This window comes from Streptomyces sp. NPDC058470 (genome assembly GCF_042721055.1).
GTDB lineage: Bacteria > Actinomycetota > Actinomycetes > Streptomycetales > Streptomycetaceae > Streptomyces.
The window spans coordinates 1-18,502 of sequence record NZ_JBHXMF010000076.1; the positions used below are offsets into that span (position 1 = coordinate 1).

Annotated in this window: 18 protein-coding genes and 1 pseudogene; 9 read left to right on the forward strand and 10 right to left on the reverse strand. The window is 69.8% G+C overall.

Translation table 11 applies throughout. From position 1 onward, the window contains the following. A pseudogene (locus ACFWP7_RS37495) lies at positions 1–130 on the forward strand (aldo/keto reductase); the annotation flags it as partial. 169 nt (positions 131–299) lie between these two features. Here ACFWP7_RS37495 and thpR read toward each other — a convergent pair. Further along, the gene (gene thpR / locus ACFWP7_RS37500) at positions 300–896 is read right to left on the reverse strand and encodes an RNA 2',3'-cyclic phosphodiesterase (protein ID WP_384391361.1); all 597 of its coding nucleotides are present in this window, start codon (positions 894–896) and stop codon (positions 300–302) included. 82 nt (positions 897–978) lie between these two features. Between thpR and ACFWP7_RS37505 the strand changes: the two genes are divergently transcribed. Then, complete coding sequence (locus tag ACFWP7_RS37505; RefSeq protein ID WP_384391363.1) at positions 979–1,740, forward strand: DUF4239 domain-containing protein; 762 nt, start codon at positions 979–981, stop codon at positions 1,738–1,740. A 50-nt stretch (positions 1,741–1,790) separates the two neighbouring features. Here the strand turns inward: ACFWP7_RS37505 and ACFWP7_RS37510 are convergent, their stop codons facing one another. Both ACFWP7_RS37510 and ACFWP7_RS37515 read right to left on the reverse strand, forming a co-directional pair. After that, positions 1,791–3,065 (reverse strand): MFS transporter, encoded by a 1,275-nt coding sequence (locus ACFWP7_RS37510; protein WP_384391366.1) that lies wholly within the window; start codon positions 3,063–3,065, stop codon positions 1,791–1,793. A gap of 192 nt (positions 3,066–3,257) precedes the next feature. Continuing rightward, positions 3,258–3,695: a MarR family transcriptional regulator gene (locus ACFWP7_RS37515; RefSeq protein WP_365432505.1), complete on the reverse strand. Its 438-nt coding sequence runs from the start codon at positions 3,693–3,695 to the stop codon at positions 3,258–3,260. A 144-nt stretch (positions 3,696–3,839) separates the two neighbouring features. Between ACFWP7_RS37515 and ACFWP7_RS37520 the strand changes: the two genes are divergently transcribed. Continuing rightward, on the forward strand, positions 3,840–4,022 hold the full coding sequence (locus tag ACFWP7_RS37520) for a ribbon-helix-helix protein, CopG family (RefSeq protein ID WP_365432508.1): 183 nt from the start codon (positions 3,840–3,842) through the stop codon (positions 4,020–4,022). 19 nt (positions 4,023–4,041) lie between these two features. Here the strand turns inward: ACFWP7_RS37520 and ACFWP7_RS37525 are convergent, their stop codons facing one another. After that, positions 4,042–5,493 (reverse strand): NCS2 family permease, encoded by a 1,452-nt coding sequence (locus ACFWP7_RS37525; RefSeq protein WP_384391370.1) that lies wholly within the window; start codon positions 5,491–5,493, stop codon positions 4,042–4,044. A 289-nt stretch (positions 5,494–5,782) separates the two neighbouring features. Between ACFWP7_RS37525 and ACFWP7_RS37530 the strand changes: the two genes are divergently transcribed. Together ACFWP7_RS37530 and ACFWP7_RS37535 are read left to right on the forward strand one after the other, a co-directional pair. Beyond that, positions 5,783–6,058 (forward strand): DUF2530 domain-containing protein, encoded by a 276-nt coding sequence (locus ACFWP7_RS37530; protein ID WP_384391372.1) that lies wholly within the window; start codon positions 5,783–5,785, stop codon positions 6,056–6,058. A gap of 194 nt (positions 6,059–6,252) precedes the next feature. Further along, positions 6,253–8,658, forward strand: a complete 2,406-nt coding sequence (locus ACFWP7_RS37535) for an HAD-IC family P-type ATPase (RefSeq protein ID WP_384391375.1) — start codon at positions 6,253–6,255, stop codon at positions 8,656–8,658. A gap of 12 nt (positions 8,659–8,670) precedes the next feature. Here the strand turns inward: ACFWP7_RS37535 and ACFWP7_RS37540 are convergent, their stop codons facing one another. The 6 genes from ACFWP7_RS37540 to ACFWP7_RS37565 all read right to left on the reverse strand — a co-directional run bounded on the left by ACFWP7_RS37540 (position 8,671) and on the right by ACFWP7_RS37565 (position 16,081). Then, entirely contained in the window at positions 8,671–9,615 is a 945-nt protein-coding gene (locus ACFWP7_RS37540; RefSeq protein ID WP_384391378.1) for a hypothetical protein, read from the reverse strand. Between the two features lie 222 nt (positions 9,616–9,837). Continuing rightward, a complete protein-coding gene (locus tag ACFWP7_RS37545; RefSeq protein WP_384391381.1) occupies positions 9,838–10,677 on the reverse strand; it encodes a DUF5707 domain-containing protein in 840 nt (279 codons plus the stop codon). A gap of 169 nt (positions 10,678–10,846) precedes the next feature. Then, entirely contained in the window at positions 10,847–14,020 is a 3,174-nt protein-coding gene (locus ACFWP7_RS37550) for a sacsin N-terminal ATP-binding-like domain-containing protein (protein WP_384391383.1), read from the reverse strand. A 94-nt stretch (positions 14,021–14,114) separates the two neighbouring features. After that, a complete protein-coding gene (locus tag ACFWP7_RS37555) occupies positions 14,115–14,825 on the reverse strand; it encodes a PH domain-containing protein (RefSeq protein WP_384391385.1) in 711 nt (236 codons plus the stop codon). Between the two features lie 99 nt (positions 14,826–14,924). After that, complete coding sequence (locus tag ACFWP7_RS37560; protein WP_384391387.1) at positions 14,925–15,209, reverse strand: DUF397 domain-containing protein; 285 nt, start codon at positions 15,207–15,209, stop codon at positions 14,925–14,927. Then, on the reverse strand, positions 15,206–16,081 hold the full coding sequence (locus ACFWP7_RS37565; protein WP_384391390.1) for a helix-turn-helix domain-containing protein: 876 nt from the start codon (positions 16,079–16,081) through the stop codon (positions 15,206–15,208). Before ACFWP7_RS37565 ends, ACFWP7_RS37560 begins: the two co-directional genes overlap by 4 nt. 154 nt (positions 16,082–16,235) lie before the next feature. Between ACFWP7_RS37565 and ACFWP7_RS37570 the strand changes: the two genes are divergently transcribed. The 4 genes from ACFWP7_RS37570 (at position 16,236) to ACFWP7_RS37585 (ending at position 18,482) form a co-directional block, all read left to right on the forward strand. Then, positions 16,236–16,772 (forward strand): ATP-binding protein, encoded by a 537-nt coding sequence (locus ACFWP7_RS37570; protein WP_384391393.1) that lies wholly within the window; start codon positions 16,236–16,238, stop codon positions 16,770–16,772. A 168-nt stretch (positions 16,773–16,940) separates the two neighbouring features. Next, entirely contained in the window at positions 16,941–17,789 is an 849-nt protein-coding gene (locus ACFWP7_RS37575; protein ID WP_384391396.1) for a helix-turn-helix domain-containing protein, read from the forward strand. A gap of 91 nt (positions 17,790–17,880) precedes the next feature. Further along, the gene (locus ACFWP7_RS37580; RefSeq protein ID WP_384391398.1) at positions 17,881–18,228 is read left to right on the forward strand and encodes a hypothetical protein; all 348 of its coding nucleotides are present in this window, start codon (positions 17,881–17,883) and stop codon (positions 18,226–18,228) included. Continuing rightward, positions 18,225–18,482: a hypothetical protein gene (locus ACFWP7_RS37585; protein ID WP_384391400.1), complete on the forward strand. Its 258-nt coding sequence runs from the start codon at positions 18,225–18,227 to the stop codon at positions 18,480–18,482. The genes ACFWP7_RS37580 and ACFWP7_RS37585 overlap by 4 nt, the downstream gene beginning before the upstream one ends. Positions 18,483–18,502: the final 20 nt, after the last annotated feature.

Genomic DNA, 18,502 nt, shown 5'->3' on the forward strand with positions numbered 1-18,502 from the left:
CCCGCGCACCGCCGAACAGCTTGAGTCCGCGCTGCGCGCCGTCGAGCTGGAGCTGAGCGAGGAGCTGCTGACCTCGCTCGACGAGATCTTCCCGGGTCCGGGGCCGTCTCCGGAGGCCTTCGCCTGGTAGCCCACGAGGGCACCACGCACAACACGGAGGGCGGCGGCAGGTCGGCTACTGGCCGACCACCGCCGCCAGCGCCACCACGACGAACATCAGCACGAGCACGCCGGCCATGATCCGGTTACGAGTCTTGGGGTCCACGAGGTCGAGGCTATCGGGCCCGAGCGGGGCAGCCTCAGGCGCCTGCCCCGAGCGGCCACCGTGCCACCGTCTCGTAGCGGGGCTGCTCCCCCGGCACCCCCGACTTCGGCAGCTCGCTCCGTACGAGACACAGCTCCCCCACCGTCCACTCGCGCCCGGCGAAGGCGTCCAGGGCGGTGACGTACACCTCGAAGTCGGTGTCGGAGCGGCTGCGGGCCACCGTGAGGTGGGGCCGGTAGCGGCGGTGGTCCTCCATCGGGATGCCCGCCTTCCTGGCCGCCGCCTCCGCACGGTCGGCGAGGAGGCGCAGCGTGCGGACGTCACCCGACGCCCCCGCCCACAGCACCCGCCCGCCGAAGCGGCCGCCACCGCGCAGGGAGAGGGCGAAGGGGGCGGTGCGACGGGCCGCGCGCGCCAGCCGTTCCGAGAGGTCCGCCATCGCGTCCTCGGCCACCTCGCCGTAGAACGCGAGCGTGAAGTGCCACCCCGGGCGACCCGTCCACCGCAGCCCGTCCGCACCCGGAAGCTGCCGCACCCCATCCGCCCCCGCCGGCCCCCGCAACTCATCGACCACCGAGCCGAGTTCACTCACCACGCCCGCCGGCGGCAGCACGGCCGCGAAGAGTCTCATGACGTCACCCTTCCAGGGAATGGATCATCCGGCGACCCTCCTGGACGATGGAGGTAAGTGCGTCTACCGGGGGGACGTCCACATGCCTGTGCTCGGAATGCTGCTGCTTCTGGCCGGCTCGGCGGTGGCGACGGCGGGAGTGTTCGGCATCGCGCGGGCGGTGCCGCTGGAGAAGCGGAGGCCCAACAACGACGCGGTGGGGTTCGTCTACGCGCAGGTCGGGGTGATCTACGCGGTCGTGCTCGCGATGGTCGTCGTCGGGGTGTGGGAGACCCGCTCGCAGGCGCACAAGAACACGTACACGGAGACGAACGCGCTGCTGCAGATCGCCTGGTACAGCCGTACGCTCCCGCAGCCCGACCGCGCCCGGCTGGGCACCCTCACCGAGCGGTACACCGGCACGGTGATCGACGACGAGTGGCCGCTGCTGGCGGATCAGCGCGACGACCCGGCGGCCTGGCGGCAGTTCACCGAGATCCGGGAGACGATCAACACGCAGGAGCCGCGGACGGGCGCGGACGAGGTCCGTTACGCGGGCGCGCTGGAAGCCGTGGCGCAGCTCGGCGACGCGCGACGAGAGCGGGTGAACGAGGCGGCGAGCGCCGGGGTCCCCAGCCTCCTGTGGATCGCCCTGCTCCTCGGCGCCCTCGTCACCATCGGCTTCGTCTACCTCTTCGGCATGGAGAGCCTGCGCGCCCACGCGGGCGTGGTCTTCTCCCTCACCTTCACCGTGGGCGTGATGCTCCTCATCGTGTACGAGTTCAACTACCCCTTCAGCGGGGCGTTCAGCGTCAGCCCGACGGCGTTCCAACTGGCCCTGGAGCGCATACGACTGATCACCTGAGCCGTCGCGTACGGCCCGTCACACCGCCGCGCTCGGCCGGACGAGGCCCGTCACACCGCCGCGGTCAGCGGCTCCCGCTGCTCCTTCGCCACGAAGCGGACGTGGGGATGACCGCGGTTCCAGCCGAGGGAGAGGCGAAGGCCGCCGAGGCGGGCCAGGACCAGGCCGATGGTGATCGCGGAGAGCGTCGAGATCAGTCCGCCGAGGGCGAAGCCGATGCGCGGGCCGTAGGCGTCGGTGACCCAGCCGACGAGGGGCGCCCCCAGCGGCGTACCGCCCATGAAGACCATCATGAACAGGGCCATGACGCGGCCGCGCATGGCGGGGTCGGTGGCCATCTGGACCGAGGTGTTGGCGGTGACGTTGACCGTCATGCCGAAGACGCCGATCGGGACCATGAGAAGGGCGAAGAGCCAGAGCGAGGGGGCCACGGACGCCACCACCTCCAGGACACCGAAGGCCACCGCCGCGGCGATCAGGACGCGCAGCCGGGCCGTGCCGCGGCGGGCGGCGAGCAGCGCGCCGGCCAGGGAGCCGACCGCCATCAGGATGTTGAACAGGCTGTACGCGCCGGCGCCCGCGTGGAAGATGTCGTCCGCGTAGGCCGAGAGCCAGACCGGGAAGTTGAAGCCGAAGGTGCCGATGAAGCCGACGAGGACGATCGGCCAGAGCAGCTCGGGGCGGCCTGCGACGTAGTGGAGTCCCTCGCGGAGCTGGCCCTTGGCGCGTGGGGCGCGCTTGACCATGTGCAGGTCGCGGGTGCGCATCAGCAGCAGGCCCGCGACGGGGGCCACGAACGACAGGCCGTTGAAGAGGAACGCCCAGCCGGTACCGACGCCGGTGATCAGCACACCCGCGACGGCGGGGCCGACCAGGCGGGCGGACTGGAAGTTGGCGGAGTTCAGGCTGACCGCGTTCTGCAGCTGCTCCGGGCCGACCATCTCGGAAACGAACGACTGGCGGGCCGGGTTGTCGAGGACCGTGACGAGGCCGGCGACGAAGGCGGCCAGGTAGACGTGCCAGACCTGGACGTGGCCGGAGAGGGTGAGGAAGGCGAGCGCGAGGCCGGTGACGCCCATGGCCGCCTGGGTGGCCAGCAGGGTCGGGCGCTTGCGCAGGCGGTCGACGAGAACGCCTCCGTACAGCCCGAACAGCAGCATCGGCAGGAACTGCAGCGCGGTGGTGATACCGACCGCGGCGGACGAGCCGGTCAGGCTCAGCACCAGCCAGTCCTGAGCGATGCGCTGCATCCAGGTGCCGGTGTTGGAAACGACCTGGCCCATGAAGAACAGGCGGTAGTTGCGGACCTTCAGCGAGCTGAACATCGACGAGGGGGGGTGTGGGGTGGGCAGGGAGTCGTGGGTGGCTGGTGCGGGGGCGGAGTCTGCTCCGGGTCCCGAACTCAAAAGGGCTCGCCTCCTAGGCGTAGGGATATACGGACGGCTGGCGTCGTCCTGAGACGGTGGACGGCGTTGCACAGCGTCGTGTGCCACCACCGCCACCGCCGCGGCTGCGATTCAAATCTGTGCGAGCTTCTCCAGGACGGGAGCGGCCGCGCGGAGCTTGGCCCACTCGTCCTCGTCCAGGCCCTCGGCCAGGCCGGCCAGCCACGCGTTCCGCTTGCGGCGGGCCTCTTCGAGCATGGCCTCGGCCTTGTCGGTCTGCGTGACGACCTTCTGTCGCCGGTCGTCGGGGTGCGGCTCCAGCCTGACCAGTCCCTTGGCTTCGAGCAGCGCGACGATGCGGGTCATCGACGGCGGCTGCACATGCTCTTTGCGAGCGAGTTCACCCGGCGTGGCGTTGCCACAGCGGGCGAGGGTGCCGAGCACCGAGATCTCGGTGGGGCTCAGCGACTCGTCGACCCGTTGGTGCTTGAGTCGGCGCGACAACCGCATGACTGCGGAGCGGAGGGAGTTCACAGCGGCAGCGTCGTCGCCATGGGCAAGGTCAGGCATGTTCCTTAGCGTAACTCATTACTCTCCCTAAAGACCACCCGGGTGCCCGCGAAACCGGAAACTGAATCTTTACGTCACTCATATGAGTGATCCAGATCCGGAAAGTGACCCCTCACCCCACCGGGGAACGCGACCCTCGACTCCATGGGGACCAGCGTGCTCAGCCTGCGGATAGACGGGGAGCTGCTCAACCGGCTCCGACACCACGCCGCCAAACGCGGAATGAGCGTCCAGGACTATGTGGTCCGGACGCTCGTTCGCGACGACTTCGACGAGCGGTTCCAGACCGCGGTCGAGGAGACGGAGAAGTTCTACGGGGTCACGTGAGCGGCCCTCGTACGGCTGCTCACGTCAGCCCCAGCGCCGGCATCAGGTAGTAGAACCCGAACACCGCCGCCACCACATACATCGCGACCGGGACGTCACGGCCGCGTCCCGCCACCAGGCGCAGCACCACGAAGGTGATGAAGCCCATACCGATGCCGTTCGTGATCGAGTAGGTGAACGGCATCATCACCATCGTGATGAAGGCCGGGATGGCGATCGTGTGGTCCGCCCAGTCGATCTCCTTGATCGACCCCGCCAGGATCATGAAGCCGACCGCGAGCAGCGCGGGGGTTGCCGCCTGGGACGGGACCATGGTGGCGACGGGGGTCAGGAAGAGCGCGACGGCGAAGAGCGCGCCGGTGACGACGTTGGCGAAGCCGGTGCGGGCGCCCTCGCCGACGCCTGCCGTGGACTCCACGAAGCAGGTGGTGGCCGAGGAGGAGGTGGCGCCGCCCGCGGCGACCGCGATGCCGTCGACGAAGAGGACCCTGCTGATGCCGGGCATGTTGCCCTGGGCGTCGGTCAGCTTTGCCTCGTCGCTGACGCCCATGATCGTGCCCATCGCGTCGAAGAAGCACGACAGCAACACGGTGAAGACGAAGAGGACGCCGGTCAGCACACCGACCTTGCCGAAGCCGCCGAAGAGGCTGACCTTGCCGACGAGCCCGAAGTCGGGGGTCGCGACCGGGTTGCCGGGCCACTCCGGGGTGGTCAGACCCCAGGACGGGACGGCGGCGACGGCGTTGATGATCACCGCGAGGACGGTCATCGTGACGATCGAGATGAGGATCGCGCCGGACACCTTGCGGACCATCAGCGCGAGTGTGAGCAGCACACCGAGGACGAAGATCAGGACGGGCCAGCCGTTGAGGTGACCGTCGGCGCCGAGCTGGAGCGGGACGGTGGTCTGCGCGATGTCCGGGATGCGCGAGACGAAGCCGGAGTCGACCAGGCCGATCAGCATGATGAACAGGCCGATACCGATCGCGATGGCCTTGCGCAGGCCCAGCGGCACGGCGTTCATCACGCGCTCACGCAGCCCGGTGGCGACCAGGAGCATGACGACGATGCCTGCGAGGACCACCATGCCCATGGCGTCCGGCCAGGACATCCGCGGGGCGAGCTGGAGCGCGACGACCGTGTTCACGCCCAGACCGGCGGCCAGCGCGATCGGCACGTTGCCGATGACACCCATGAGGAGCGTGGTGAACGCCGCGGTCAGCGCGGTCGCGGTGACCAGCTGCCCGTTGTCCAGCTGGTGCCCGTACATGTCCTTCGCGCTGCCGAGGATGATCGGGTTCAGCACGATGATGTAGGCCATCGCGAAGAAGGTGGCGAACCCGCCACGGATCTCGCGCGGCAGCGTGCTGCCCCGCTCGGAGATCTTGAAGTAGCGGTCCAGTGCGCCCTGCCCGGGCCGGGGCTCCGGCTGCTCCGGGGTGGGGGCCTTGGTGAGGGCCGAGGTGGACATGCGTGACCTCATACGTGCGGGGGCCCTACGGGGCCGGTGGGCGCCGGGCGGGACGGCGCCGGGCTGGGAACTTGATCGAGTCTGGCCGCTGCGTGATCACCGGCGGGTTTCCTGGGTGTTTCCGTTGGTGTTTCGTACGAACAGAAAGAGCCAGACTCGGGCGGTTTCAGTATGAACATATGAGTCCTTAATCGCCATCTCCGCGCGTAGACCATGCAGGGGCCCTTGGTATACAAGGTCGGCGCCGACCTGCGCGGAGACCCGTGCGGGGTGCTCGTAAGCTGTCCCCATGGCGAAGTGGACCCCCAAGCACGAGGCGCCGGAGCCCCTGGAGGGGCCCGTCGTCGCCACCATCACCGGCCTCACGATTCTCTGGTTCGCCCTCTTCCTCGTACAGCTGCCGTTCTACGGCTGGTTCGACGACCACGGGCACACCTGGTGGGTGTGGACGTGCCTGGTCGGCGCGGGTCTCGGACTGATCGGCATCTGGTACGTCCGCGGACGCGAGGCGGCCCTCAAGCGGGACACAGCACTCAAGGCTGCCGCCGACTCCCCCACTGAGTAGGCAACCGCCGACTCCCCCACCCGGCAAGCCGCTGCCGACTCCCCCACGGAGCAAGCCGGCACCGACTCCCCTACGGAGTAACCGCCCCCGCCTACAACCACGGCATCATTCACCGCCACCCCCCGTCCTCCCCTGGTCGGATCTTTGGGGCGCTCGGCGGGTGAAGCCGTATATCCGCACGTACCGTCGAATGCATGACGCACATCGACGCGGGCGCTGAACTCGATCCCGTTCACCCCGTGCCCCTACCTGCCTCCCCCTCCGGGCGGGCGCAGGGGCTGTCCGCCTCCGAGGTGGCCCGGCGGGTGGCGCGCGGTGAGGTGAACGACGTCCCCGTACGCAGCAGTCGCTCCGTCCGGGAGATCGTCCGGGCGAACGTCTTCACCCGGTTCAACGCGATCATCGGTGTGCTCTGGCTGGTCATGCTGTTCGTGGCGCCGTTCCAGGACAGTCTGTTCGGGTACGTCATCCTCGCCAACACCGGGATCGGCATCATCCAGGAGTGGCGGGCCAAGAAGACCCTGGACTCGCTCGCGGTGATCGGCGAGGCGAAACCGACCGTCCGCAGGGACGGGGTCGGCGCCGAGGTCAGTACGTCACAGATCGTGCTCGGGGACCTGATCGAGATCGGGCCGGGGGACAAGATCGTCGTCGACGGCGCGTGCGTCGAGGCCGACGGCCTGGAGATCGACGAGTCGCTGCTCACCGGCGAGGCCGACCCGGTGGTCAAGCAGCCCGGCGACGAGGTGATGTCGGGCAGCTTCGTGGTCGCGGGCGGCGGCGCGTTCACGGCGACGAAGGTGGGCCGGGAGGCGTACGCGGCGCAGCTCGCCGAGGAGGCGTCGCGGTTCACGCTCGTCCAGTCCGAGCTGCGGACGGGTATCTCCACGATCCTCAAGTACGTGACGTGGATGATGATCCCGAGCGCGATCGGCCTGGTCATCACCCAACTGGTGGTCAAGCAGAACGACTTCAAGGGCTCAGTCGCCCGGACGGTCGGCGGGATCGTCCCGATGGTCCCGGAGGGTCTGGTCCTCCTCACCTCCGTCGCCTTCGCGATCGGAGTCATCCGGCTCGGCCGGCAGCAGTGCCTGGTGCAGGAGTTGCCCGCCATCGAGGGGCTTGCCCGCGTCGACACCGTCTGCCTCGACAAGACGGGCACGCTCACCGAGGGCGGCATGGACGTCACCGAGGTGCGCCCGCTGGGCGGCAGCGACGAGAGTTACGTACGGAAGGTCCTCGGCTCGCTCGGTGAGTCGGACCCACGGCCGAACGCGTCCCTGAAGGCGATCATCGACGCCTACCCGGACAGCGAGGACTGGCGCTGCACGGAGTCGCTGCCTTTCTCCTCGGCCCGCAAGTACAGCGGGGCGACGTTCAGCGAGGGAAACGGCGAGGCGAGTACCTGGCTGCTCGGCGCCCCGGACGTACTGCTGTCCGGCGGGGATCCGGCGCTCGCCGAGACCGAGCGGCTGAACGAGGCGGGGCTACGGGTGCTGCTGCTCACCCGGGCCATGAAGGAGCTCGACGATCCCGCCGTCACGGAGGGCGCGAAGCCCACCGCCCTGATCGTCCTGGAACAGCGGCTGCGCCCGGACGCGGCGGACACCCTGCGGTACTTCGCCGAGCAGAACGTCCAGGCCAAGGTCATCTCCGGCGACAACGCGGTGTCGGTGGGCGCGGTGGCCGGGAAGCTCGGGCTCAGCGGCTCGGTCGTGGACGCACGCCAACTGCCCACCGATCAGGCGGAGATGGCGAAGTCCCTGGACAAGGGCACGGTGTTCGGGCGGGTCACCCCGCAGCAGAAGCGGGACATGGTGGGCGCGCTGCAGTCGAACGGGCACACCGTGGCGATGACCGGCGACGGCGTGAACGACGTACTGGCCCTGAAGGACGCCGACATCGGGGTCAGCATGGGCTCGGGCTCCGAGGCGACCCGCGCCGTGGCGCAGATCGTGCTGCTCAACAACAGCTTCGCGACGCTGCCTTCGGTGGTCGCGGAGGGCCGACGGGTCATCGGGAACATCACCCGGGTCGCGACGCTCTTCCTGGTGAAGACGGTCTACTCGGTGCTGCTGGCCATCCTGGTGGTGTGCTGGCAGGTCGAATACCCCTTCCTGCCACGCCACTTGACCCTGCTGTCCACCCTGACGATCGGTGTCCCGGCGTTCTTCCTCGCTCTCGCCCCCAACAAGGAGCGAGCGAGGCCCAATTTCGTCCGGCGGGTGATGCGGTACTCGATCCCCGGGGGCGTGATCGCGGCGGTGGCCACCTTCGTCAGCTACCTGATCGCCCGTCACCACTACACCGGGACCGGCGCGTTGGCCGCGGAGACGAGCGCCGCGACGCTGACGCTCTTCCTGATCTCGATGTGGGTGCTGGCGATCGTCGCCAGGCCCTACACCTGGTGGCGGATCGCCCTGGTCGCGACCATGGGCGGGGCGTTCCTGCTGGTGCTCGTCGTGCCGTGGCTGCAGAACTTCTTCGCGCTGAAGCTGGTCGGGGTGACGATGCCGTGGATCGCGGTGGGTATCGCGGCGGTGGCGGCGGTCGCCCTGGAGCTCACCTGGAGGTGGGTCGACCGCCGCTTTCCCGCGTAACCGCGGTGCTGCCTACTTCACGTCGATGTAGTCACCCGTGGCGGTGGAGGTCCCGACGGTCGAGACGCCCGCGTAGGTGAAGCGGTAGTAGCCGTCGACCGAGGCCTTCACCGTGGTCTTCAGCGCGCCGCCCGAGGTCGACTTGATGGTCTTGACGTTCTTGTACGTCGTGGTACCGGCCTTACGGAACTGCAGAACCACCGACTGACCACTCAGACCCGCGTACTTGTTCGTCTCCCAGTCGGCACGCGTCAGCTTCCCGGTGACCGTGATGGTCTTGCCCTTCTTCACCGGCTCCGGCGCGGCGTTGACCGTCAGCTTCGACTGCCGCTGCACGTTGGGAGAGGTGAAGCCGCCCTGGTCGGCGACGCCGACCTTGGTGATGTCGAAGCTGGTGCTCGACGGGTCCTGACCGTTGTACGCGTAGGCCAGGCCGGCGGCCTTCCAGGTGCCGGCGTCCGAGTTGACCAGGTAGCCCTCGTTGGCGTAGATGTCGATGTCGGCCACGCAGGAGGCGACGGTCGACGAGGTGGGGGTGCAGGTGCCCGGGTCGTCGCCGAACTGGAAGTTGTCCGGCGTGTCGAACGAACCCCTGTAGATGTAAGGGCCGTTGAGGAAGTCGGCGGCGGTGATGTCGACGTCGGCGGCGTGGGTCAGGGTGTACGTGACCGGGATGGTGACGTGGGTCGTGGCGCCGACGACGATCGGCTTGCCCTTGTTCACCTTGATGTTGGAGAAGGTGACGTCGAGGGCGTACGGCTCGTCCACGGCGGCGGCGGAGGTGCTGAACGCGCTCTTGCCGGAGGTGGCGGCAGCGTGGGCGGCCTCCCGCACCTTGGCGGCGTCCGCGCGGTAGGTGGAGGCGGAGCCGGAGTCGGCTGCCTGCGCGCCGGGTACGGCGAGGGCGGAGAGGGCCAGGGCGCCGGAGACGGCGGCCACGGTGGCTCTGATGCGCATGCGATCCCCAAGTGGAGAAAGGGGCCCGCCGGTGGTCGTCCTTACGGCTCGTTTCACACCTGGGGCCCATGTGATGTCGGAGTCTGTTGACTCACATGATCAGATGCGTGGCGGGGTGCGATTGGTTGTACGGATGAGACTGATTTTGCCCACGAATGACCAACGGCCCCCGGGGGAAACCCGGGAGCCGTTAGCAGGGCACTAGAACTTCACACTGGTCGACTACTTGACGTCGATGTAGTCACCCGTGGCGGTGGAGGTCCCGACGGTCGAGACGCCCGCGTAGGTGAAGCGGTAGTAGCCGTCGACCGAGGCCTTCACCGTGGTCTTCAGCGCGCCGCCCGAGGTCGACTTGATGGTCTTGACGTTCTTGTACGTCGTGGTACCGGCCTTACGGAACTGCAGAACCACCGACTGACCACTCAGACCCGCGTACTTGTTCGTCTCCCAGTCGGCACGCGTCAGCTTCCCGGTGACCGTGATGGTCTTGCCCTTCTTCACCGGCTCCGGCGCGGCGTTGACCGTCAGCTGCGAGGCGCGCTGGAGGTTGAAGCCCTTGACGTTGTCCTTCTGGACGGAGTCGGCGTCCTTGCCCTGGGCGAGCGCCCAGACCTTCCAGCCGCCTGCGAACTTGTTCAGCAGGTCGTACCGCGCGTCAATGGTGAAGGTGTGCTTGCAGGTGGAGGTCGTCGCGTTGACCGTCGTGCAGACGGCCTCCTCCTCGTTGGGCACCGCGCCGCCGTCGATGTTGGCGAAGGTCGAACCGTGCCACAGGATCGCGGTCGCCCACTCGATTCCCGAGTCGTCCTTGGCGGTGAAGCTGACCGTGACGGTCTTCTTCGTGGTCGCGCCGAGAACGATGGCCTTGCCGCCGTTCACCACCACGTTCGAGATCGTGGTGTCTCCGTCGACGTAGTCGGCCGGGCCGACCGCCGCGTTGGGCTCGACGCTCTTCGCGAAGGCGGAGACGGGGTTGCTGTCGTCCGCCTGAGCCGCCGGAACGGCGAGGGCGGACAGGGCCAGAGCGCCGGTCACGACGGCGACAGAGGCACGAATGCGCATGTGTGTTCCCCACGTTGAAGATGGGGCGCGCGGTTCTGCGGCTCCCGCTGCGCCCGATCAGTTCTGCGGAGCCTGGTGACCCCACAGAACAGACGTGAGACAGAAGTGAAAGGTTGTACGATTCTGTGAATTTTATTTGAGTACGCGTTTCACTCACGCACCACGGCTCTCAGTCGAACCAGCGGTCCCGCTCCAGCTCCTCCGTCCGGGACGGGTCCTCCAGGAGGGCCGCGACCTCGAAGCGGCGCGGCCACTGGCCGGCCGCCCAGGCGAGGGCGGCGGCGACACCCTCCACGGTGGCGGCGTGCAGCACCCCGTCCCGGGTACGGAGCCAGTCCAGCTCGACGCCGTCGACGACGAGCTCCTCGTGCTCGACGTACGACGCCGGGGTGGCGGGACCGAGCAGCACCCGCACCGACGCCGGTACGTCGTGCTCGGCTCCCTCGGAGTCGACCTCGCCCGTCACCGACTCGCTCAGCCGCCGCACCTGGAACAGCTCGGCGAGTTCGGCGGCCCGCGCAGGCCGTACCGGCAGAAGCGGCACACCGCTGGTGAAGGGCAGCAGGTCGGGTGAGTCCACGACCATGGCGTCGGCCGCGTCCACGACGGTCACCTGCCCGTCGACCACGGCCCGCAGCTCGTCCGGCAGGGTGACCTGCTCGGGGTCGAGCTCGGCCAAGGCACCGTAGAGGGCGTGCAGTTGGGCGCCGGAGACCTCGCGGTCCGGGTCGGCGAGGCGCTCCAGGAGCTCGGCCGCACCGCCGGGTTCGTCGAGGAGGGCGGCCACCGAGGTCCGTACGCCCAGCGCCCGCAGGACCTGCTCGTCCTCGAAACCGCTCGCGTCGGCGGCGTCGTAGAGACCGTGCAGCAGCGGGTCGCCGCCCGCGGACCGCAGCCCGGCCGGGCGACGCCCGTCCAGGACGGGGTTACCGCGCAACCACCAAGCCGTGTACGACCGTACGATCTCGTGCGTCCCGTCCGGCAGCAGCAGCCGCACCGGTTGGGTGAGCGCGTCCCGCAGCGGCGGCTGCGACAGCAGGGCGAGGGCCTGCGGCCAGCGGTCGTCGTCGACGAGATCCAGGTCCCGTACGGCGACGATCTCGGTGGCGACGGGCGGCACGGGCGTGTCGGGCAGCCGGTCCAGGACGTCCTCGCACCACACGTCGACAGCGTCGAGCAGACCCGCGTCGTCGGGCTCCGCGAAGTCGGAGTCGCGCGGCTCCAGTTCGTCCGGGTCCAGGACCACATCGGTGGCGCGTACGAGGGTGAAGTTGGCGAGGACGCCACAGGCGGCCAGCGGCTGCTCGCCCCAGCGATCGGCCAACTCGGCGTCGACGAAGGCGAGTTCGTCCTCGCGCATGACCTGGGCGAACGGACTGCCGGGCAGGACCAGTTCGCCCGCGGGCACCAGCTCGCCCTCCTCGTCGGGGAGCGCGAGGGCGCCGAGCCAGGGCTCGTCACCAGGTTCGAGACCGGCGGCGCGGACCAGCGCGAGGACGGTGTCGGCCAACTCCTCGGCGTCCGGGGCGTCCTCGTCCCAACTGCCACCGTCGTCATCCAGCGAGGCCGCTACGGCGGCGCGCACCTGCGGGGTGGTGAGGACCGCGCGGGGGGTGGCCGGGAGGGCGCCCAGCTTCTCCAGGAGCGGGTGGGCGGCGTCCGGGTGGGCGACCTTGAGACCGAGCCGGGCGAGGGTGTCGGGGGCGGCGGCCTGGGCGTCGTCGGCGAGGGGCAGCAGGACCTGCCGTGGCCCTATGGTCGTACGCCCGTCAGCGAGCGGCACGGGCAGCCCGGAGAGCCGGTCGGGGTCGACGCCGGAGAGGCTGTCGTACAGCCGCCGCCACCAGCCCGGGTCCTTCTCCAGGCCCGCCAGCCGGTCCACGGCCTCGGTGAGCGGGACCCGGGCGACACCCAATGTCCGCAGTTCCGCCCGGCGTTCAAGCCCGGCGGGCAGCAGGCTGGGCAGCACCTCGGCGAGTACCCGGACGGTGTCGGCGCCGGCGCCCTCGACGACCTCGGCGTCACGGGGACGCAGCGCGACGGGGTTCTCCGCGAGGCCGGTGCCGGTACCGGCCTCGGGCCAGTCGAGGGGGGTCTCCGGGACGGCGGTGTCCGGCGGGGCCGCGGGCGGCAGGAACGCGGTGCGCGGCAGCCGCTCCAGGATCGCCTGCCGCAGGGAGCCGTCCAGTTCGCCCTTGCCGAGCGGGCCCGGCACGAGGTCGATGATCCCCGTGGCCACCGGGCTCCAGGCGGCGAGCAGTTCGGCGTACGCGTCCGCCGCGCGCTCCACGATGAAGGCGGTGAGGGGGCCGGGGGCCGCGTGACGGCGGGTGGTGTCGAGCGGCAGCGAGGCGATCAACAGCGCGGGGACGCCCAGGGGTTCGTCGCTCGGCGTGGGCGCGTGCACGACGGGGCTGGTGCGGGGCTTGGCCGGAGCGCCTTCGGCGTCCACGGGGACGGCCCAGGTCACCGACCAGTGCGGGCGCAGCCGTTCCTCCACCGGACGGTCGGCGAGCAGCGCGGGTTCGAGGGCACCGTGGCGGAAGACGGTACGCCAGCGGGTGGTGCCGTCGCGGGAGTCCTCGATGACGACGCCGTGCTCGTCGGCGCGGCGGCGCAGGGTGCGCACCTCGCCGTCGCCGGTCTCGACGACGACCTCTTCGAGGCCGGGCAGCGCGAGAAGCAGCGCGTCGTCGACGTTCTGGAGAAGCCGCTCGGCGAGATCCTGCGCGGCGGGGTCCCGCAGCGGGAGGATCACGGCGGTGTCGTACGGGTCCGGGGCCGTGCCCTCGGCGGCGAACGGCAGCCGGAGCAGGGGCACATGACCGTCCCGGCGACGGACTTCGTCACCCAGTCCTGGGCTGTGGCGCGCGGTCTCCGAGGCCAGGTCGCGGGACTCGGCGAGGGACCAGCGGACGCCGCCGTGCCGGCCCACCACCGCCGGCTCGTCGGTCACCGCGAGAACCGCGGCGAAGCCGACGCCGAAGCGGCCGACCGCCGTGTCGTCGGCGTCCCGCTTCGCGGAGGCGCGGAGCGTGGAGAGCGACTCGACGCCCGTCGCGTCGAGAGGGGCGCCGGTGTTGGCCGCGACGAGTACGCCGTCGCGCAGGGTGAGCCGGAGGCGGCCGGGTACCTGGGCCCTCGCCGCGGCGTCGGCCGCGTTCTGGGCGAGCTCCACGACCAGGCGGTCGCGGTACCCGCCGAGTACGAGGTCCTCCTCGGCGTTGGCGTCCTCGCGGAACCGTGCGGGGCTGGTCGCCCAGGCGTCCAGCACACCCCTTCTGAGACGGGCGGTCCCGAACGGGTCGGCACCCTGGGCTGCGGGCCGCACGAACTTGCTCACTGTGGCTCTCCTCATCGGCGTGACGATGAAGGTACCGCGAGGCGGCGGCGGGCGCCCCGCCAGCCCATGCCGAGGTCGAGCCGCCCGGCGAAGGCTAGGCGTGACCTGGGGAACGCCGGGCGGCGAGGGCCTCGCCGAAGCGGTCCAGGAGGAGGAAGAAGACGGGGAGGCAAAGGAGGGGGATGCCCAGGAGGAGCAGGAAGGAGAGCGTGGGCCGGTCGGTGAAAATCATCCAGAAGTCGCGGACGACCAGGGCGACCACGACGACCACGCTGACGCCCGACGCCCGCTGCCACGCCGTGCGCCCTCGCGCCCCTCGCCGGATACGCTCCTCCACCTCGGGCCGCGTCTCAAAGGACGTGAGCCCGAGCCCTACGGCAGTGGCGCACAGGTCGGCGGCCTCGGCGATCGGGTCGTCCAGCTGAAGCTCGTCGAGGTGGGGGAGGCGAACCCGGCGCCCGTCGGTGCGGTAGAGATACGCCGGCCAGTGGGGGCTGCCCCACCTGCTGTTCTCGACCCGGATGCCGTAGATCTCGGTCCAGGCCCAGGTGCGGGTGCGCAACGGCCCTCGGGCGGTGACCCGGTCGGCCGTGACGAACGTCCGCGCCCGCCACTGGTCCAGGGCCACCCGGGCACCGCCGAACAGCCAGAGCGCCGGGAACATCACGTCCGAGGCCTTCTGTCCGGACAGCGTCGTCGCGTTCAGCACTCCGATGGCGGCCACCACCGCCACGGCCACCAGGCTGACGTACACCGTCGGCACAACCCGCCGCCCGCGGTACTCCCGCTCGATCCCGTCGCTCATCGCAACTCCCCCGCTTTCAAGGCCCTGCATGGCAGACGTATGAGGGCGGGGGATGTTATATCCGGTCGCTGTGAACGCGTCCGGGCCGGAGTGCGCAGGTCAGATCCGGGAACCCCGGGACGCGTACGGCACGAAGTCGGCCCAGGCCTGGGGGGTGAGGGCGAGTTGGGGGCCGGTGTCGAGGCACTTGGAGTCGCGGACGTGGATGGTGCGGGGTCCTGCCGCGATCTCCACGCAGGAGTCGCCCTCGCTGCTGCTGCTGTAGCTGCTCTTGAACCAGTCCAGCGCGATCTCGACGCACGAGTCGCCCTGGGTACCGCCGCTGTAGCTGCTCTTGAACCACGCCAGTTCGGAGCCGTCCCCGGTGGAGGCCTTGCGGATCATGTTTCTCCCAGCAATTGCTCGATGAAGACCAGGGACTCCCGTGGGGTGAGTGCCTGCGCCCGGATGATGCCATACCACAGTTCAAGGATGCGGAGTTGTTTCGGTTCTGAAGTCGGGCGACCGCTGTACGCACCGTCAGCTCGCCCCACTGCTGTCCCGTCCGGGAACTTCAACAACTCGATCCTGCCGTCCAACCCGGGATGGGCTTCGGTGTTCGTCGGCATGACCTGAAGCGTGACATTGCGCAACCGCCCTACCTCCAACAGACGTTCGAGCTGCTGCCGCCACACCATTGTGCCCCCGACCCGTCGACGCAGCGGCGCCTCCTCCAGGACGAAGTGGATAGAAGGAGCCGGGTCTCGTTCGAAGACGGATTGTCGGGCCAGGCGAGCAGCCACCATGCGTTCCACGTCGTCCGGCGAGTACGGCGGCTGTGCTGCCTCGATCACGGTCCGCGCGTGATCCGGCGTCTGCAACAGTCCAGCGATGATGTTGCACTCGTACACGCCGATCTCGACCGCCATGGCCTCCAACTTGCCCAACTCCCGCACCTTCTTCGGATACCGGACCCTCTTGACGTCCTCCCACGTCGCCGAGATCAGCCCACCCGCCCCCAACACCTCGTCCGCCCTGTCCAGATACTCCTGCCGAGGGATCCGCTTCCCTCCCTCGATCTTGTAGACGAGATCCTCGCCGTACCCGACCGCCTCCCCGAACTCGGCGGCCCGCATCCCCACCGCCTCGCGCCGCAGCTTGAGCTGCCGCCCCACCGTGGCGATGACCGCGACTCCCCACTCGTCGTCGGGATCCACCTCCCAACCCGGCTCGTCCGCCTCGGTCCTGAGCCGACCCGCACCCGCGTCCACCGACATCCCGCACCCCTCCGTCGTACGACCGTGCCGCAACGCCCCTACCCCTACGCCCGCCCCCGACAGCCCGGACACCACCGGACAAGCTCCGGACAGTCACCGTACGCATCGGCGTCGTCACTGTTCACGGTAGGCGCGCACGGCCACGCTGAGTGACGTGAACCAGGAAACCTCCACCCTCATCCGCAACTTCAGCGTGCCGCTGTCCCCCACACCACGCGGAGCCCGACTCGCCCGCCTGCTCGCCACGGAACAACTCCGCGACTGGGAACTCCCGTTGGATCCGGCGGAGCACATCGTGGCGGAGCTGGCGGCGAACGCGGTCACGCACGGCCGGGTCCCGGGCCGGGACTTCCGGCTCACGCTCTACGTCGTCGGCGACACCCTCCGTATCGAGGTCACGGACACGAGGGGCGACCGCGCCCCGCACGCTCAACGCCTCGCCGCCGACGCGGAATCGGGCCGGGGGCTGCTCATCGTGGACGCCCTCGCAGACCGCTGGGGCACGAACACCGGTCCGCACCCTCGCAAGACCGTATGGGCCGAAGTCACCCTCCCGTCCCCGTCACCACCGAGGCCCAGTCCTCTGAGCTCCGGTGACATGGGCGGTCTTTCCCAAGAACCACTGGGGAGAAAGAACCCTCACCAAGCCCCACCCCTCCCGCCCGCAGCGCAAACTCACTCGCGCGAGTGAACATCGCCAACTCAGCTGGATTCGGGACCGGTTGCCTGCCCTACGCTCAGCGCGACAAGCTAAAGACCACCGCGGACAGCCTCAGACAACCGCGGACATACGACGGCCCTCGCCGGGACTGGCATCCCAATGCGAGGGCCTGACCACCAAGGAAGAGATCGCTTCCCGATGGACACGCAAAACCCTAGCGCCCCCGCGCGCCCCCAGTCCCGTACTCGGGCCAGGAATCGCCCCCACTCCGGAGTGATTCACGACAACGCCCGCCACACCACCCGCTTCACGGTGATCGGCAACCACCTCGCCCAGCATCCGGAACTCTCCGGCCTGGCGATCGGACTGGCCGTCCACATCCAGTCCCTCCCCACCGGCGCCTCCGCCGACATCAGGACCCTCGCGGCCCGCTTCCCGGAGAGCCCGGCCCGTATCGCCGCCGCCCTGCGGGAGTTGGAAGCCCACGGTTACCTGCGGCGCACCCGCGAACGCGTTCCCGGCGGCCGCATCGTCACCCGGACCGTGTCCTGCAACCGGCCCGGACACCGCGACCAGGCCGCCGACACCCCCAAGCCACCGCGTCGACGCCCGGACGCCACCCCACCACGTAAGAAACTCCCACCCGTCCCCCAGCCCGCCTACCCCGCCCCCACGCTCCTCCAGCAGGCGACCGACCTCCTCTCCGGCCTCCGCCGCCAGGACCCCCGCCTCCTCCTCTCCACGACCGATGCCGAACACCTCGCCCCCGGCGTCGCCGCCTGGCTGGAGCGCGACCTCACCCCCACCGCCGTACGCCACGCCCTGACAGCGGACCTGCCGCCCGAGGACCTACGCCGCCCGGCGGCCTTCCTCGCTCACCGCCTGACCGCCCAACTGCCACCGCCACCGCCGCCGTTCCGGGCCCCGGCCCCACCCCCGGACGTACGGCACCCGCTCCAGAACTGCGACGGCTGCGACCACGCGTTCCGCTCCCCCACTCCCGGCCGCTGCCACCACTGCCGATCCGATCTCCCGGAGGCCGCCTAGCATGGTGATCCTTGCCGTTCCCGCCACCGAGGAGCCCTCTTCGCCGCCGCCCCGGCCGGATAGCCTGGGCAGGGCACTCCTGGAGGACACCATGAGCACACTGGCCGACCACGGACGCGAGCTGATTCCCCGCCCCGCGCAGACCCCTGACGCCCTGCGCGCGGCCTTGACCGTCGTTGCCCCGGGCCGCTTGGAGGAGATGCAGGCCACGAAGGACGTAGCCTTTGCACAGGCTGTCGAGTGGCAGTCCCTGAGCCCGGTGCAGAGCTGGGTCCTGATGTGGGCCAGGGATATCGAGATCGCCCGCCGCCCCGGTCTTTCCTCTCGTCTCGCCCGCGCGCAGAGCACGCTGGAACACCAGGACCCTGCCATCGCTGGGGAAGCCCTGCGGGAGCTGAGCGCTGTGCTGGACGAAGCCATGAAGGCAGTGCGCGGTTGAGTTGGAAATGGGAGTACGCCTTCGGCGCGGAAGAAGCCGCCCGCACCGCTCCGGCCGACTTCCTCGCCAGAGTGGAGAGAAAGGCGGATGAGCTGGTCAGAGCCTTCGAAGCCGTCCATATCCACGGCCGGTCCCACCAAGGCGTCGATCCGAAGGGCGGCAACATCATCGTGCCGGGCGGCATGTTCACATACCAGGTCGTCGTGCGCAGCGAACGCGTCTACGTCGTTCAGATCGCCTGCCTGGGATTCTGAACCTCTGCCGCGTCCCCTGA

What these genes read in the sequence shown, in the direction of transcription:
- ACFWP7_RS37580 (WP_384391398.1), top strand. Translation starts at nt 17,881, where the DNA reads ATGAGCACACTGGCCGACCACGGACGCGAGCTGATTCCCCGCCCCGCG.
- ACFWP7_RS37530 (WP_384391372.1), top strand. Translation starts at nt 5,783, where the DNA reads ATGGCGAAGTGGACCCCCAAGCACGAGGCGCCGGAGCCCCTGGAGGGG.
- thpR (WP_384391361.1), bottom strand. Translation starts at nt 896, where the DNA reads ATGAGACTCTTCGCGGCCGTGCTGCCGCCGGCGGGCGTGGTGAGTGAA.
- ACFWP7_RS37520 (WP_365432508.1), top strand. Translation starts at nt 3,840, where the DNA reads ATGGGGACCAGCGTGCTCAGCCTGCGGATAGACGGGGAGCTGCTCAAC.
- ACFWP7_RS37535 (WP_384391375.1), top strand. Translation starts at nt 6,253, where the DNA reads ATGACGCACATCGACGCGGGCGCTGAACTCGATCCCGTTCACCCCGTG.
- ACFWP7_RS37510 (WP_384391366.1), bottom strand. Translation starts at nt 3,065, where the DNA reads ATGTTCAGCTCGCTGAAGGTCCGCAACTACCGCCTGTTCTTCATGGGC.
- ACFWP7_RS37505 (WP_384391363.1), top strand. Translation starts at nt 979, where the DNA reads ATGCCTGTGCTCGGAATGCTGCTGCTTCTGGCCGGCTCGGCGGTGGCG.
- ACFWP7_RS37515 (WP_365432505.1), bottom strand. Translation starts at nt 3,695, where the DNA reads ATGCCTGACCTTGCCCATGGCGACGACGCTGCCGCTGTGAACTCCCTC.
- ACFWP7_RS37560 (WP_384391387.1), bottom strand. Translation starts at nt 15,209, where the DNA reads ATGATCCGCAAGGCCTCCACCGGGGACGGCTCCGAACTGGCGTGGTTC.
- ACFWP7_RS37555 (WP_384391385.1), bottom strand. Translation starts at nt 14,825, where the DNA reads ATGAGCGACGGGATCGAGCGGGAGTACCGCGGGCGGCGGGTTGTGCCG.
- ACFWP7_RS37575 (WP_384391396.1), top strand. Translation starts at nt 16,941, where the DNA reads ATGGACACGCAAAACCCTAGCGCCCCCGCGCGCCCCCAGTCCCGTACT.
- ACFWP7_RS37540 (WP_384391378.1), bottom strand. Translation starts at nt 9,615, where the DNA reads ATGCGCATCAGAGCCACCGTGGCCGCCGTCTCCGGCGCCCTGGCCCTC.
- ACFWP7_RS37565 (WP_384391390.1), bottom strand. Translation starts at nt 16,081, where the DNA reads ATGTCGGTGGACGCGGGTGCGGGTCGGCTCAGGACCGAGGCGGACGAG.
- ACFWP7_RS37545 (WP_384391381.1), bottom strand. Translation starts at nt 10,677, where the DNA reads ATGCGCATTCGTGCCTCTGTCGCCGTCGTGACCGGCGCTCTGGCCCTG.
- ACFWP7_RS37525 (WP_384391370.1), bottom strand. Translation starts at nt 5,493, where the DNA reads ATGTCCACCTCGGCCCTCACCAAGGCCCCCACCCCGGAGCAGCCGGAG.